Source organism: Rhodococcus sp. p52 (assembly GCF_000763325.2).
GTDB classification, from domain to species: Bacteria; Actinomycetota; Actinomycetes; order Mycobacteriales; family Mycobacteriaceae; genus Rhodococcus; species Rhodococcus pyridinivorans.
Window position 1 is genome coordinate 1,257,337 of the sequence record NZ_CP016819.1, and the last position, 14,975, is coordinate 1,272,311.

The 14,975-nt window shown below is 67.8% G+C and carries 15 protein-coding genes; 10 read left to right on the forward strand and 5 right to left on the reverse strand.

Translation table 11 applies throughout. The annotated features are described in order from the left end of the window. Positions 1-39: 39 nt before the first annotated feature. Positions 40-963, reverse strand: coding sequence for a LysR family transcriptional regulator (locus IM25_RS05715; protein ID WP_006550773.1), 924 nt, complete (start codon positions 961-963; stop codon positions 40-42). 287 nt (positions 964-1,250) lie between these two features. On the opposite strand from IM25_RS05715, the gene IM25_RS05720 reads away from it, so the two are divergent. The 8 genes from IM25_RS05720 to IM25_RS05755 all read left to right on the forward strand — a co-directional run bounded on the left by IM25_RS05720 (position 1,251) and on the right by IM25_RS05755 (position 8,977). After that, entirely contained in the window at positions 1,251-3,326 is a 2,076-nt protein-coding gene (locus IM25_RS05720) for a sensor histidine kinase (RefSeq protein ID WP_065995848.1), read from the forward strand. A gap of 48 nt (positions 3,327-3,374) precedes the next feature. Further along, positions 3,375-4,268, forward strand: coding sequence for an amidohydrolase family protein (locus IM25_RS05725; protein ID WP_033097538.1), 894 nt, complete (start codon positions 3,375-3,377; stop codon positions 4,266-4,268). Between the two features lie 206 nt (positions 4,269-4,474). Next, positions 4,475-4,975: a cysteine dioxygenase gene (locus IM25_RS05730; RefSeq protein ID WP_033097539.1), complete on the forward strand. Its 501-nt coding sequence runs from the start codon at positions 4,475-4,477 to the stop codon at positions 4,973-4,975. Positions 4,976-5,058: 83 nt separating this feature from the next. Next, positions 5,059-5,970 carry an ABC transporter substrate-binding protein gene (locus IM25_RS05735; RefSeq protein WP_065995849.1) on the forward strand — a complete coding sequence of 304 codons (912 nt, stop codon included), beginning with the start codon at positions 5,059-5,061 and terminating at the stop codon, positions 5,968-5,970. Between the two features lie 16 nt (positions 5,971-5,986). After that, positions 5,987-7,096 (forward strand): ABC transporter ATP-binding protein, encoded by a 1,110-nt coding sequence (locus IM25_RS05740; RefSeq protein WP_065995850.1) that lies wholly within the window; start codon positions 5,987-5,989, stop codon positions 7,094-7,096. After that, entirely contained in the window at positions 7,093-7,737 is a 645-nt protein-coding gene (locus IM25_RS05745; protein WP_065995851.1) for an ABC transporter permease, read from the forward strand. The genes IM25_RS05740 and IM25_RS05745 overlap by 4 nt, the downstream gene beginning before the upstream one ends. Continuing rightward, positions 7,734-8,408, forward strand: coding sequence for an ABC transporter permease (locus IM25_RS05750; RefSeq protein ID WP_006550780.1), 675 nt, complete (start codon positions 7,734-7,736; stop codon positions 8,406-8,408). The genes IM25_RS05745 and IM25_RS05750 overlap by 4 nt, the downstream gene beginning before the upstream one ends. 95 nt (positions 8,409-8,503) lie before the next feature. After that, on the forward strand, positions 8,504-8,977 hold the full coding sequence (locus IM25_RS05755) for a hypothetical protein (protein WP_033097541.1): 474 nt from the start codon (positions 8,504-8,506) through the stop codon (positions 8,975-8,977). A gap of 301 nt (positions 8,978-9,278) precedes the next feature. Here the strand turns inward: IM25_RS05755 and IM25_RS05760 are convergent, their stop codons facing one another. Both IM25_RS05760 and IM25_RS05765 read right to left on the reverse strand, forming a co-directional pair. Next, positions 9,279-10,151: an alpha/beta fold hydrolase gene (locus IM25_RS05760; protein WP_065995852.1), complete on the reverse strand. Its 873-nt coding sequence runs from the start codon at positions 10,149-10,151 to the stop codon at positions 9,279-9,281. 208 nt (positions 10,152-10,359) lie between these two features. Further along, entirely contained in the window at positions 10,360-11,634 is a 1,275-nt protein-coding gene (locus IM25_RS05765) for a glutaminase (protein WP_024102450.1), read from the reverse strand. Between the two features lie 85 nt (positions 11,635-11,719). On the opposite strand from IM25_RS05765, the gene IM25_RS05770 reads away from it, so the two are divergent. Next, a complete protein-coding gene (locus tag IM25_RS05770; protein ID WP_033097577.1) occupies positions 11,720-12,403 on the forward strand; it encodes a phosphodiesterase in 684 nt (227 codons plus the stop codon). On the opposite strand, the gene IM25_RS05775 is transcribed toward IM25_RS05770, so the two are convergent. Then, positions 12,396-12,890 carry a hemerythrin domain-containing protein gene (locus IM25_RS05775; protein WP_006550785.1) on the reverse strand — a complete coding sequence of 165 codons (495 nt, stop codon included), beginning with the start codon at positions 12,888-12,890 and terminating at the stop codon, positions 12,396-12,398. The genes IM25_RS05770 and IM25_RS05775 overlap by 8 nt on opposite strands. A 70-nt stretch (positions 12,891-12,960) precedes the next feature. Further along, complete coding sequence (locus IM25_RS05780) at positions 12,961-13,818, reverse strand: LysR family transcriptional regulator (RefSeq protein WP_033097578.1); 858 nt, start codon at positions 13,816-13,818, stop codon at positions 12,961-12,963. Between the two features lie 84 nt (positions 13,819-13,902). Here IM25_RS05780 and IM25_RS05785 point away from each other — a divergent pair, with 84 nt between their 5' ends. Next, the gene (locus tag IM25_RS05785; RefSeq protein ID WP_065996477.1) at positions 13,903-14,892 is read left to right on the forward strand and encodes a bile acid:sodium symporter family protein; all 990 of its coding nucleotides are present in this window, start codon (positions 13,903-13,905) and stop codon (positions 14,890-14,892) included. Positions 14,893-14,975: the final 83 nt, after the last annotated feature.

Genomic DNA, 14,975 nt, shown 5'->3' on the forward strand with positions numbered 1-14,975 from the left:
AACCCCGTCGAACGGGCCGGTCCGCAGCGTTCGTCGTCGTCAGCCTGCCTGTGCTGCGACGCGGCGACGCCCGATCGGGTCGAGCTGCGCACGGAGCCAGGCGTGCGCGGGATCCGCATCGCGCTCGGCGTGCCAGACCGCGAATTCGCGCAGGGGCGGCAACTGGAAGGTCGGTTCCAGGATGCGCAGGAACGCCATCTCGGCGAGGTGCCGGGCCAAGCGCTCGGGCAGGAACGTGACCATGCGGGTGTTCTCCAGGGCGTACGGAAGCACCGCGAGGTTGCCGCTGGTCGCGCCGACCTGGGCCACCGCCCCCGCACGCAGCAGAGCGCGGCCGAGGTTGGTGTCGTCGGAATACTGCGCGTAGGACAGCAACGGGTAGCGGCCGAGCACTTCGCGGGTGAGCTTGGTGCCGGTGTACGGGTGCCCGGACCAGACCGCCCCGACGAGTCTGTCGGTCAGCACGACCTGCCTCCGGCAGCTCTCGAACTCCGGGGATTCGAGCACGTGTTCCGGTAGCACCGCGAGATCGATCTCGAACCGGCGGAAGGCATCGAGACCGGCACCGTTGAACGGCAGCAGATCGAAACGGATGCCGGCCGGGGTGCTCCCCCGGACCAGCAGACGCAGGAGGGTGATCGCGGCGTAGTCGCCGGTCATGATGGTGAAGGTGCGTGAATCCGTCGCGGGATCGAAGCCGGGCGCAGCCAGTACCGAGCGCTCGAGGGTCCGCAGCACCTCGCGGAGCGGTTCGACGATCGCCTGGGCGCGCACGGTGGGACGCAGTGTGCGGCCGCTCTTCACGAGAAGCGGATCGTCGAATTGCTTGCGCAACCGGGCGAGAGCCGTACTCGTCGCCGGTTGCGACATGTTCAGTCGCCGCGCCGCGCGCGTGACATTGCGTTCGGAGAGCAGGACTTCGAGGACGACGAGCAGGTTGAGATCGACCCGTCGCAGATCCATGCGCCCCCCTGACATCGAAACCCGGCGGAACGGGAAATTCCGGCGGCATCGTAGCGCACGACCGTGATGTATACACAAGATCGAATACCAGCTATCGGACTTGGACGGCGATCTTGTGAGCGCAGCGAAGTACTACCTACTCTGACCCACGTCCTGACGGCAGCGAACCGTGATTCGCCCTGGCCCGAATTTCCAAGGCGAAGTTCTTTACTTGCCGAAGTCCAGTTTCGGCCGGCCGCCGACTCAGGCAGGTAGAGAGTCTCGGGGGGCGAAACGTTGTGAGTGTCATGAGGAAATTCCGGCAGTACACGCCGGACAACTGGCGTCTGTGGCGCAGGATGACCGCGGTCGTCGCCGTCCCCATCGTCGCAGCGACCCTGTACGGCTCGCTCCGCGTCTACGACCTCTACCAGGAGAACGACGCCTACAGCGCCGCCGCCGAGAACGTCTCCATCCTGCCGACCCTCGCCGACTACGCCACCAGTGTCACCGGCGCCGCGGCAGCGACGATCCTGTCACTGCCCGTCGACAACGGCGCCCAGGTCGCCCGCGAATCCGCCGCGACGCTGCGCGACCACATCGACGCGAAGGATCTCGATCCGCAGATCGCGGCGATGATCAACCGCATGCTCGCCGAGGGCGAGAGCCTGCTCGACAGCGCGTCGTCGGGAACCCTGGCACCGACCGTGGCCAGCGAGCGCGCCGAAGGATTCGTCAGCCGCGCCCAGGCTGCCTACCGCGCCATCACCACCACCACGGACGACCCCACCGTCCAGCGCGAGAGCGCGACACTTCTCGACCTGTGGGACACCCAGTGGTCCCTGCTCGACCAGGTCCTCGCATACTCCGCGCTGAGCGCCGGAACCGACGGTGCCCTGCTCATGTGGAACAACGCCCTCGGTGTCGAGTCCGCGCGACTGGCCGTCCTCCGTGACACCTTCGTCGAGAACGAGACCGCCGACTCCTCCCGGGTCGACGGTCTGATGACCCAGCTCGAGAATCGCCGCAGCCTCACGGCCAACCTCGACAACGAAGCGGGCAACGTCGCCGCTCTGCGCGGGTCGCTCTTCGAGAGCCTCATGATCTACCAGGAGGAGGTCGCCGGTTCCGCGCCCCGAGCCGTGGCCGCCCTCGACGACCTCGCGGCCGAAGCACGCGCCGAAGCCCTCAAGAACGCCATCGGTATCGCGATCGTCCTCGCGCTCGCCCTCGCCCTGGCGATCGTGATCGCGATGTCGCTCGTCCGGCCGTTGCGCCGACTGCGCGACGACACCCTGCGCACCGCCGAACAGGATCTGCCCGCCGCACTCGCTGCGATCAAGGACGGCGCCGAGATCGAATCCGTCACACTGGATCCGATCCGCGTCTACACCCGCGAGGAGATCGGCGAGGTGGCGCGCGCCGTCGACAGCATGAACGAAGGTGCCCTACGTCTGGCCGGCGAGCAGGCCCAGCTGCGCCGGCAGGTCAACGAGATGCTCGAAACGCTCGCCCGCCGCAACAAGACGCTCGTGGAACATCAACTGGCGCTGATCGATTCGCTCGAACACGAAGAGCGCGACCCGACGCGTCTGCAGAACCTGTTCGCGCTCGACCACCTCGCCGCCCGCATGCGGCGCACGGGCGACTCGCTGCTCGTCCTCGCCGGTCCCCGCCAGCGCCTCGGCCGCGTCCCCGACACACCGCTCGTCGACGTCCTGCGCGCATCCCTCTCGCAGGTCGAGAACTACCAGCGCGTGAACATCGGAAATGCGCCGGACGGCAATCTGGTCGGCAGCGCCGTCACCGACGTCGTCCACATGATCGCCGAGCTCCTCGACAACGCACTGCGCGCCTCACCGCCCGAGAGCACCGTGGCATTCGCGTTCTCCCGCGCCGTCGACGGCGGCCTCCTCCTCGAGATCGCCGACCGTGGAATCAGTATTCCCGCAGATGAACTCGCCGACATCAACATGCGGCTGGGTTCGGACGGCGAAGCCGGATCCGGCGCCGCACGGCGAATGGGTCTGTTCGTGGTCGCGCGCCTCGCCGATCGTCACGACATCACGGTGCGTCTGCGTCCGACCTTCGACTCGTCCACCAATGCCGGCATCACTGCGAGCATCTACCTGCCGACCAGCCTGCTCAAGGGAACCGGCAGGAACCACGACGATCCGTACCGGATCGATCGGCCGCGCCGCCTGCCCGATCCCCCATCGGAGTACGGCGAGCAGTTCCACGCCGACCCGGCATCCGGATCGCAGCCGGTGGTCGGAAGCCGTCACTCGGCACCCACCCCCGCTCTCGCGACGCCCGGGACGAGTCCGGGTATCCGGCGCGGACAGCTGCACGAACGATGGGTTCCCCGCGGCGCGGGACAGTAGGCGACGCGGACAACGGACAGCGGGCGGGCGGTCTGCCATCCTGACGGCATGACCGTTCCCCGCGTCGACGTCCACCAGCACGTCTGGCCGGCACCACTCGTCGCTGCGTTACGGGCACGCACCCGTGCGCCGCGGCTCGTCGGATGGACGCTGTACCTCGGCGGCGAACCCCCGTACGAGGTGCGACCGGAGGATCACTCGATCGCCCGGCGGGCCGAGCTCGCGGCGCAGGACGGCATCGACTTGGCGCTGGTGTCGTTGTCGAGCCCGCTGGGGATCGAAACGCTTCTCGCAGCCGACGGGGCCGGCCTGCTCGACGCCTACCACGAGGGAGTGCTCGCGCTGCCGCACCCGTTCGGGGCGTGGGCGGCAGCGTCGGTCGACGATCCCGATCCCGCGGCGCTGCGCGAGGTGCTCGGGGCGGGATGCGTCGGTCTCCAGCTTCCCGCCACCGCGTTGGCGGATGCCGACGGCTACGCGCGGTGCGCCCCGCTCCTCGACGAACTCGACCGCGTCGGTGCTCCCCTGTTCGTGCATCCCGGGCCCGCCGCGGCCGATCCGTCGGCTCCGCCGTGGTGGCCGGCGATGGTGTCGTACGTGGCGCAGATGCACACCGCGTGGTTCGCCTGGCACGAGTACGGGGCCCCTCGCCTCCCCGGACTGCGCGTGGGGTTCGCGATGCTCGCCGGGCTCGCGCCGCTGCACGCCGACCGGATGGCCGCGCGCGGCGGACCGGCGACGGTCCCGTCGGCCGGAGTGTTCGTCGACACCTCGTCGTACGGTCCCGAGATCGTCGAGGCCGTGGCGTCCGGACTCGGCCCCGACCGCGTCGTGCTCGGTTCGGACCGCCCGTACGCAGCACCGTTGCTGTTCGGCGACGCGCGCGACGAGCCCGTACGGCGACGCAATCCGGCCCGGTTGATCCGAACGTCACACGAGTGAAAATCTTGACAGTGCCGCATCCGGCCGCTGAAGTGAGCGACATGCGTCTTTCGGCGACCCTGCGGCATCGCAGGCTTCATGTGGACTACGTCCGCATCGCCGGTGGTTTCTGTGGTTGTCGCGCCTGTCGTTGATCCCGGCCCGACCCACTTCCCCTGCCCGGACGACCCTACGATCCCGTCCGGCTCCCGTTTCGAGGAACCACGATGGCTGCTGCTCTTCTGTCCCCCTCCGTGCGCGTCGATCTCGCCGAGATCGTCCGTGACATCGCCGCGGACGTCTCCCGCTGGCGTCCGCTCGTCCGCTTCGACGAGACCGAACGCTGGTACACCCGGCTCGCCGTCGCCGACGACTACGAGGTGTGGTTGCTGAGCTGGCTTCCCGGGCAGCGCACCGGGATCCACGATCACGGTGGGAGTGCCGGTGCATTCGCCGTCGCGCAGGGACAGGTCCGGGAGGACACCGTCGACCAGCCGTGGTCGGAAGATCCTCCCGGGCAACGCGTGACGCTCTCCCGCACCCATCTGTCGACGGGTGTCACGCGTCGATTCGACGATCGGCACGTGCACGAGGTCGTCAACGACGGTCCCGTCCCGGCGGTGACCGTGCACGCCTATACCCCCGCGCTGGACTCGATGAGCCGATACCGTCTCGAGAGCGGCATCCTCGCCCTCACGACCTCGGAGCGTGCCGGCGACGACTGGTGATCCACTCGTGACAAATCCGGCACAGTGGGTATCCGCCGGGATAGAGTCGAAAACCGACCGTGCCGCATCCGAGGGAGCAACCCGTGAAACGCTTCGCACGCACCACCGCGCTTCTCGCCGTGTCCGTATTCGCCCTGGCCGCCTGTTCCGGCGGCGGAGACGAGGATCCCCTCGCCGGAGACACAGCGGACGGAGGCGCGATCGTCGTCGGTTCGGCGAACTTCCCGGAGAACGTCCTGCTCGCGGAGATCTACTCGCAGGCGCTCGAGAGCACGGGGGCGGAGGTCCCCCGCCAGTTCAACATCGGCAGCCGCGAGATCTACTACGACCAGGTCGCCTCGGGTGCCATCACGCTCGTCCCGGAGTACAACGGCGCACTGCTCGCGCGGGTCGACCCCGACAGCACCGCCTCGACGACGGAGGACGTCAATGCGGCCCTGTCCGAAGCCCTTCCGGACGGGCTCGAGATCCTGGCCTCCGCCCCCGGTGAGAACAAGGACGCCCTCGTCGTCACCGAGGAGACCGCGCAGCGCTACAACCTTGTGAGCATCGCCGATCTCGCGCCGGTCGCCGGCGAACTCGTCCTCGGCGGACCGCCCGAGTTCGAGACGCGTCAGCAAGGTGTCGTGGGTCTGCGTGAGGTGTACGGGGTCGAGTTCCGCGAATTCGTCCCCACCGACACCGGTGGCCCCATCACCATCCGCGCGCTCTCGGACGGCACCGTGCAGGCCGCGAACATCTTCACCACCGATCCGTCGCTGAGCACCGAACCGTTTGTTGCGCTGGAGGACCCGGAATCGGTCTTCGGAGCCCAGAACGTCACCCCGCTGGTGCATCGCGCCGATCTCGACGACGACCACGTCGCGAAGATCGACGCCGTGTCCGACAAGCTCACCACCGACACCCTCGTCGTCCTGGTCGGACAGGTGGTCACCGACGGTCGCGACATCGACGTCGTCGCCGAGGAGTGGCTGCAGCAGAACGATCTGAACTGACGGAAGTCGGTGCCACGTGATCACATTCGACAGCGTCGGGAAGCGTTATCCCGACGGGACCGTCGCCGTCGACGGACTCTCGCTGGAAGTCCCGACGGGCACCCTGACGGTGTTCGTCGGGCCGTCGGGGTGTGGGAAGACCACCTCGTTGCGCATGATCAACCGGATGGTCGAGCCCTCGAGCGGGCGTGTGCTCGTCGGGGGCCGCGACGTCCGGGACGAGGATCCCCGGATCCTGCGCCGCGGCATCGGATACGTCATCCAGCACGCCGGGCTGTTCCCCCATCGCACAGTGATCGACAACGTCGCCACCGTGCCCCGGTTGCGCGGCGGGAGCCGTAAGGAGGCCCGCGCGACCGCGATGGACGTGCTCACCCGAGTCGGCCTCGGAAAAGAACTGGCGCAACGCTATCCTGCTCAGCTGTCCGGCGGGCAGCAGCAGCGTGTCGGTGTGGCACGCGCGCTGGCGGCCGATCCTCCGATCCTGTTGATGGACGAGCCGTTCTCCGCGGTCGATCCCGTGGTCCGCAAGGATCTGCAGGACGAACTCCTGCGCCTGCAATCGGTGCTGGCCAAGACGATCGTGCTCGTCACCCACGACATCGACGAGGCGATCAAGCTCGGCGACCGCGTGGCCGTCCTGCGGCCGGGCGGGGTGCTCGCCCAGTACGCGACTCCGGAGGAGCTTCTCACCTCCCCCGCCGACGATTTCGTCGCCGGATTCCTCGGCGTCGACCGCGGTGTGCGACTCATGTCGTTCTTCTCGTCCGCCGACCTGCCGTTGCGCACCGATCCGATCGTCACCCGCGATGCCGCCGAACTCGCCGTCGGCGACGGCTGGCTTCTCGTCGTCGACGACGACGGACGCCCGACGGGGTGGCGAGACGGCAGTGCCGATGCAGAATTCCTGCCGGCCGGAAAGCCGTTCGTTCCCGGGCGGGATCCGCTGCGCGTCGTGCTCGACGCGGCCGTGCTCTCACCGTCGGGCCATGCCGTGGCGGTGGACGACCACGGACGTGCGCTCGGGGTGATCAGTGGCGAAGAGGTGACCGCGGCGGTCCGCGCGGCGCACAACCACAGGGAGGCCGGCACCCCGTCTCCGCTCGCGATGCGGAAGTTGCGGTGAGCCTGCGGATTCCCGGCTATCTCGGGACGTTCTGGGAACTGCTCGGCGATCATCTCGTCATGGCCCTCGGCGCGTCGCTGCTCGGCCTCGTCCTCGCTCTGCCGCTGGGCCTCGCGTGCGTGCGGTGGCCGCGGGTGTACGCCCCGGTGCTCGCGGTTTGCAGTGTCCTGTATTCGATTCCGTCGCTTGCCTTCTTCGTCCTGCTCATCGCGTTCACCGGGATCAGCCGGACCACCGTGATCCTTCCGCTGGCCGTCTACGCGCTGGCGGGCCTCGTTCCGAACGTCGTCGACGGATTGCGTGCTGTGCCCGACAGTGTCCGCCAGTCGGCGGTGGCGATGGGATTCTCGACGCCGCGCCGGTTGCTCACCGTCGCCCTGCCGCTGGCGATCCCCGCGGTCATCGCGGGGCTGCGGGTCGCGACGGTCGCGAACATCAGCATGGTGAGCGTCGGAGCGCTGATCGGCATGGGTGCCTTCGGCGCGTTGTTCACCGCCTCGGTGCAGCTCGACCGACTCGATCTGGCGATCATCGGCATCATCGCGACCGTCGTGATGGCACTGGTCGTCGACGCGGTGCTCGTGCTCGTCCAGCGTCTCGCCACGCCGTGGATGCACCGCACCTCGAAGGTGCGCCGATGACGACGCTGCTGAACTATCTGGCCGAATACTTCGGCGACTCCGCGAACTGGTCGGGCGCGTCCGGGATCCCGACGCGACTGGCCCAGCACTTCGGCTATACCCTGCTCGCGTTCGTGATCTCCGTGCTCCTCGCGTTGCCGCTCGGCCTGTGGACCGGGCACACGGGCCGCGGCGGTGTGCTCGTGTCGCTCACAGCGAACGCCGCACGCGCCCTCCCCACCTACGGCCTGCTCGTGTTGCTGGTCGTGCTGTACGGGATCGGGCTCGTTCCGGTGATGGTGCCGCTGGTGGCACTCGCGATCCCACCCATCCTGTTGAACTCCTACGAAGGGATCCGCGGGATCGACCCGGCGCTGACCGACGCCGCCCGCGGGATGGGGATGACCTCGTCCCAGATCCTGCTGCGGGCCCAGCTGCCGGTGGCCTTGCCGCTGATCCTCGTCGGCCTGCGCACCGCCGCCGTGCAGATCGTCGCGACCGCCACGATCGCCGCGGCAGTGAGCTTCGGCGGGGTGGGAAGGCCCATCGTGGACGGTCTCGCGCGCAGCGACTACGCCCTGGTCGTGGGCGGTGCCGCCCTCGCCGGGATCTGCTCGCTGGTGATCCTCGCGCTCTTCGCGGTCCTCGGCCGACTGCTCGTCTCACCCGGCGTCCGGGCCTCGCGCGACTAGCTCCTACGACCCCTCCTTCGGAACCGACAAACGTGTCGGTGGCCCGGAGCACACTGGAGGTAGAGACGAAGTCCTATCGAGGAGGCGCAGGTGCGATGTATGCGCAACGCGAAACCTACTTCGGCTGGACGTCTCGGCGCGTGCCCCTGTACGCAGCCGCGCAGCCCACGGCATCCCCGGCCACACCGGCCGCAGCCGGCCCGAGCATCCGTCCCGAGGACGAGCGCGTTCCCTCGGGCGTAACGCTCGACCGCATCCTGCCCGAGTCCGTGCTGCATGGCCGCCTGGTCGCGTATCACGACGCGGACGAGGACAGGGACTACGTGGCCGTGGCGGTCGGCGCGGTGGCGGGCGAGAACGATGTACCGGTCCGGGTGGCCGAGGAAGAGACGCTCGTCGTGTCCGCGGCCCGCAGCATGATCGATGGGATCGTCGTCGGCACGGAGAACGACGACCTCGACGAACTGGAGGTCGCCCGTCAGCTCCGCTTCGGCGGACCGGTCCGCGACCTGCTGGAATACATCGGAGCACGGTCGGTGGTGGTCGACTGGAGCCCCGCTGTGGCGTGATCCGACATAGCCGTGGCGTGATGTGATCGCGTCCCCGTAATCGCGGATGTGTGACGCGCCGATACACACATCTGCAACGACACAGCATTCAGGTGGTACGGTCGTAGGCGTCCCCGTGACCAAAACGTAATAATTCGGGGATTATCGCAGCCCTGGTGTGGGTACTCGAGCCTTCGGGTTCCACTGGGAGGGTGACCGGAAGTGGCGATGCCGGACTGACAGCTACGCCCGTCGGGGGCAGCCCGGCACCGCCACTTTCGACCCACACTCTCCCGGACCGGATTCTTCCGAGTCCCGGTTCTCAGTTCTCCGTTACCGCTGCGGCTGCGGCCGTCGCCGCCAGAGCGGCCGGCGCCTCGACCGCGAGGAGATGACCCACCTCGGGAAGCGCCACGAAATGAGCACCCATGTCGTCGGCCAGCTTGTTCAGCGCGTCCACCTGTACGAGGGGGTCCTTGCTTCCCACGACGACCTCGACCGGACGCCCGCGCCAGCGGCGCAGCACGGCCCGATCGATGCGGGGCATGTTCGTCAGCGACGTGCAATACGCACCGACGCGGCAGGACCACCGTAGGGTCTGTTCGTCGGGCCGGTAGTCGCATCCCGCGAGTGCTCGAAGGTACCGCTCGGTGTTCTCGAAGTTGGGCTCGTTGCGCCACTGCAGGCCGGGGATGAGGGCGCGGTTCCACCGGACGCGCGGGACGAGACCCAGCGGCGCCGCGATCACCAGCTTCTCGATCCGGTCAAGATCCTCCACCGCAGCGGCCACGGAGGCCGACCAGCCGAGACCGATCACGGGAATCCGCTCGACGCCGAGTGCATCGAGCCCCTCGAGGAGCCAGTGGCCGTAGACGCTGTGGATCCGGCTGTCGGGCCGGCTGCCCGCGCTCGCACCGGGAAGGCCCGGGACATCCACGAGCACCACCCGGTGGCGCTCGCCGAACTGCTCGGCGAGCAGACGCAGCCCCGCCGCCGGGAGATCGCCACCCGCGAGCACCACGATCGGCGGTGCGGTCGCAGGACCCGTGGTGAGCACGTAGGTGTCACCCAGCGAGGTGCGGGCGACGTGCTCCTCGACGGGACGCTCCCAGTAGGTCAGCAGTCCTGCGCACGCGTGGTGGATCACGCTGCCGTCTCCGGGGCAGCGGTAGGGCGAACGTGTCAGCAACGCCATCATCCTCCTACCCGGACGATTCCGGGGACGACGAGGGATTCACGGAACGGCATGAATGGATCTTCTTTCGTGGGGTACGAGCGTCTTTCGCCGACCAACCTCGGGCACACCGCACGACACCGTAGCCCAGTGCTCGGTGTGGACGCCACCCGTGGTTCCGGAAAACTTCACAGCCGTCCCTCACGTCACTTTCGTGCCGAATGCCCTTTCACCCCTGCGCCTCCAGGTCCTCCCACGAGGTGTGAACCTGCGGTCGGAAGCCGTAGCCGGTGTCGGGTTCGGGCAGATGCCCTTCGGGGTCGATCACGACGACCTCCACGCCGTCCCGGTGGAGCCGACCGATCATCTCCAGCAACATCCTTCGGCCGACCGGCAGGATGGTACGGACGAGGGACAGGTCGAAGACCAGGCGTTTCGTCTCCACAGGCTCATCGACCACGGCCGTCACGAGACCCTCGGAACTGGTGAACTGGAGGTCGCCCTGCAACTCGAGTAAGGTGAGAGACTCGTCACCCTCGCCGATGACATGTCTTCTGCGTAACACCGAGTGCGCGACCATCGGCGCGTCCATCAGATGTAAGTTCATGTCGCGGGAGAGACGACCGAAGGCGGCGACCCCCTGGACGCTGGTGCCGTGGTCGTCGAGGCGCGGCGAGTATGCGGCAATACCCAACTGTCCCGGTAGGATTCCTATGATTCCTCCGGACACGCCGCTCTTGGCGGGGATACCGACGGTGGAGAGCCAGTCCCCCGCCGCGTCGTACATCCCACAGGTCGCCATCACCGACAGCACCTGACGCACCACGTCCCGCGAGAAGATCTCCTCGCACGTCACGGGTTGCACACCGCCCGCCGCGAGCGTCGCGGCCATCATCGCGAGATCCTTGGTCGTCACTGTCACCGAACACTGCCGGATGTACCCCTCGACGATCTCGTCCGGATCGTCCTCGAAAACCTCGTACCCCCGAAGGAGATTGGCGATGGCGACATTGCGGTAGGAGTTCTCGAGCTCCGACGACGCGACCTTCTCGTCGATCGTCAGCTCGCGACCGGCCAGGGACGACAGCAGAGAACGGATGTCCTCCACCGAGGCCTCGGGTTGCCGTCCGTCGAGCACCAGGGCGTGTGCGGCGAGCGCACCGGCATTGATCATCGGGTTGAGCGGACGGCCCGTGTTGCGTTCGAGCGAGACCTCGTTGAACGCCTCCCCGGAGGGTTCGACATCGATCACGTCGAGCACGGCGTCGAAGCCTCTCTGTTGCAGCGCAAGACCGTAGACGAAGGGCTTCGAGATCGACTGGATCGTGAACTCGGTGTGGTCGTCGCCCACGGAGTACACCGCACCTTCGGCGGTCACGAGGGTGAGGGCGAACCGGTCCGGGTCGGCCCTCGCCAGTTCCGGGATGTAGTCGGCGAGGGCGCCCGAACTGTCGGCGCATCCTCGGAGCACTTCGGTCAGATAATCCGGCAACGGTGAACGCATGTATTCATCGTGACCGAATCGGACGCTGCCGGGGTGAGGAGTGACGAAGGCGATTGAACCGGCGGATCGCGGGTATGCCATCCCCATGACTGCTCTGTCGTCGGCGCTGTCCGTGCCGTTCCGAGTGGGATCCGCGCTGCGCGGAGCGCGCGTGTTCCACCCGCGCGGTGCGACCTTCGAAGGGGTTGCCGAACTCGAGTCGTCCTGGTGGCCGCGGCAGATTCCCCGCCCTACTCCTGTCGTCGCCCGGGTGTCGCGGGCCATCGGCACACCGGACGGCATGCCGGACGTGCTCGGTCTCGCGGTGCGCTTCGCCACGAAGACCGGCCCGTGGGACGTCCTGCTCGCATCGTCTCATCTGCCGGCCCGGGTGGCGCTGCTGCCGGCCCGTTCGTGGTCGAGTGCCCGCTACAGCACGCTCATGGCCTATCGGACCGACAGCGACCCCGCGCCGCGGTGGATCACCGCCGTTCCGCGCGGACGACAACCGTCCTCGACGACCTCCGTGCAGGCACTCGAGATACCGCTCGAGTTCTCTCTCCTGGTGGGTTCCGCCCGCGGGCCTCTGGAAGCGGCGGGACGTCTGACGCTGACTCGCCACCTGCCCGAGAAGGATTCGGAGCAGCCATCATTCGATCCGACCGTCCACTGCCCCGGATTCGTCGATCCGTGGCCGGGATGGCTCGTCGAGACGCGGCGCGACGCCTACCGGGCGAGCCGGGCCGGACGAGGCGCCTTCCTCGCCCGGCCGCAGCACACCGTCAGCTGATCACCGCGTCGATCGTCTTCTTCAGCGCGGACGGCTGCGCCGGTGACCGCGGGGCGCCCTCCTTCATCTCGAGCATGCGGGCACCGATGTCCTGCAACTGCTTACGGCCGAGCGCCTCGCGCACCTTGGGGAACCACTCGTCCTCCTCCTCGTCGATGTGATGCTCGACGTTCTCGATGAGGACCGTCGTCTTCGCGTCGAAACGCTCTGCGTCGGGCTTCATCCCGGCCAGTTCGATGACGAGCACGTCGGCGACGTGGTGCTCCTCGTACGATTCGAGAATGTCGTCCTCGAGATCGGGGAGCAGGGAACGCACCTCGGGGTACATGCACTCGTTCTCGAGATAGGTGTGCACGGTGAGGGCTTCGATGATCTTGTCGACGATCTTGCCCTTCTCCTTCTCCCCCTCGGCCTTCCGGAAGTCGCGGAAGAGTTTCTTGATCTCCTTGTGGTCTTCCTTCAGCAACACGATTGCGTCTGTGGACACGGTTCCTCCTGCGGCGTGAACATTGCCGCCCCCAGCGGGCGTGGCACAGGAATACCCGTCCGCGACACCGTCACACGCGCACACGATCCGCATTCGCGAGGATGGCCGCCCGCAGTGCCGCCTCCGGGCCGTTGAGTACGGAACGACGCGCCATGAGCACGAACTCGATCTCACCCGCACCGGGAAGCAATCGTTGGGGATCGCGCACCGGGACGAGACCGGGTGGTGGAAGCCGCTCGGCGTGCAGCACCACGCCCAGTCCCGCGAGCGCTGCAGCGCGCAGACCGTTGAGACTGTCGGTCGTGCACGCAACGCGGACACCGCGCCCACTGCGCTGGAGGACCTCGAGCGCGATGTCGCGGGTCAGGGCCGGCGACGGATAGGACACCAGCGGTGTCGGCTCGTCCGGATCGAGGACGTAATCGGGGGCGGACAGGAAGACGAGACGCTCGCTGAAGATCATTTCACCGTGGCGGCTGCCCGGTCGACGCTTGCCGAAGACCAGATCGAGCTCGTTGTCGTCGAGACGGCGCTGCAGATCCTCGCTCAGATCCACCGTGAGTTCGAGATCGATGCGGGGATGACTACGCCGGAACTCGGCGAGGATCGACGGCAGCTCGTAGAGCACGAGGTCCTCGGAGACCCCGAAACGCAGCCGGCCGCTGAGCGGCGACTCCGAGAAGTGCCTGCGGGCGGCATCGTGGCGATCGAGGATCTCGCGGGCGAAGGCGACCATGTCGGCGCCGTCCGCCGTGAGCTCGACGTTGTGCGTGTCGCGTACGAACAGGCGGCGCCCGATCTCCTTCTCGAGTCGCGCGACGTGCTGACTGACCGTCGACTGCCGCAGGCCGAGCCGCTGGGCGGCCGCGGTGAAGCCGCGCTCCCGCTCGACGGCCAGGAAGCTCCGTAGGTGCACCGGATCGAACACCACCCCATTTCATCACGAATCGCGATTACAGAAAACGTGGCGACCGTCTTCTGTAATGACATCCGGCTGCCGTACCGTCGATTCGTGCTCTCCAAGATCCCCGTGCTCGGACGGCTCGACCCGTTCCTGCTCGCCATCCTCGCCACCGTCGCCGTCGCTGCTCTGCTGCCCGCCGACGGGGTCGTACTCGACGGCGTGAACTGGGCCGCCAAGATCGCCATCGGGCTGCTGTTCTTCCTGTACGGCGCGCGCTTGTCCACGCAGGAGACCATCGAGGGTCTCGAGCACTGGCGTCTGCACCTGACGATCCTCGCCACGACCTTCGTCGTCTTCCCGCTGCTCGGCCTGGCCGCCAAGGTGCTCGTGCCGTCGATCCTGAGCGACCCGCTCTATCTCGGCGTCCTGTACCTGTGCCTGCTGCCGTCCACGGTGCAGTCCGCCATCGCGCTCGTCTCGGTGGCGCGCGGCAACATCCCCGGCTCGATCGTCTCGGCCAGCGCCTCGAGTCTCATCGGAATCTTCGCGACTCCACTGCTGGTCGCGCTGACGATGTCCACCCAGGGCGTCACCTTCAGCGGGTCGGCCGTGCTCGACATCGTGCTGATGTTGCTCGTGCCGTTCGTCGCAGGTCAGCTCCTGCGGCGCTGGATCGGCGGCTGGGGGAAGGCCCACGGCAAGCCGCTCAAACTCGTCGACCGCGGATCGATCATGCTGGTCGTGTACGTGGCGTTCAGCCGCGGCATGAACGAGGGTATCTGGTCGATGATCTCGGTCGGCCGCCTGCTCGCCCTCGTCGGTGTGTGCGCGGTGCTGCTCGCGATCGTGCTCGCGCTCACCTGGTACTCGTCGCGCGGACTCGGTTTCGAATATCAGGACCGTGTCGCGATCCTCTTCTGCGGCTCCACGAAGTCCCTCGCCACCGGTCTGCCCATGGCGATCGTGCTGTTCCCCGGCCAGCCCATCGGCCTGATCGTGCTGCCGCTCATGCTGTTCCACCAGATGCAGCTCCTGGTGTGCGCGGCCCTCGCCGGACGCCTGGCGAAGAAGGCACCGGATGGGCTCGTAGCCGTATAGGAGAGCGAAGCCGAAGCTCCTGTTAGACGAAACCGAGGGTGAAAGCCGCTGATTCCGGTAGCGGTGACGTCATCGTGCCGTCA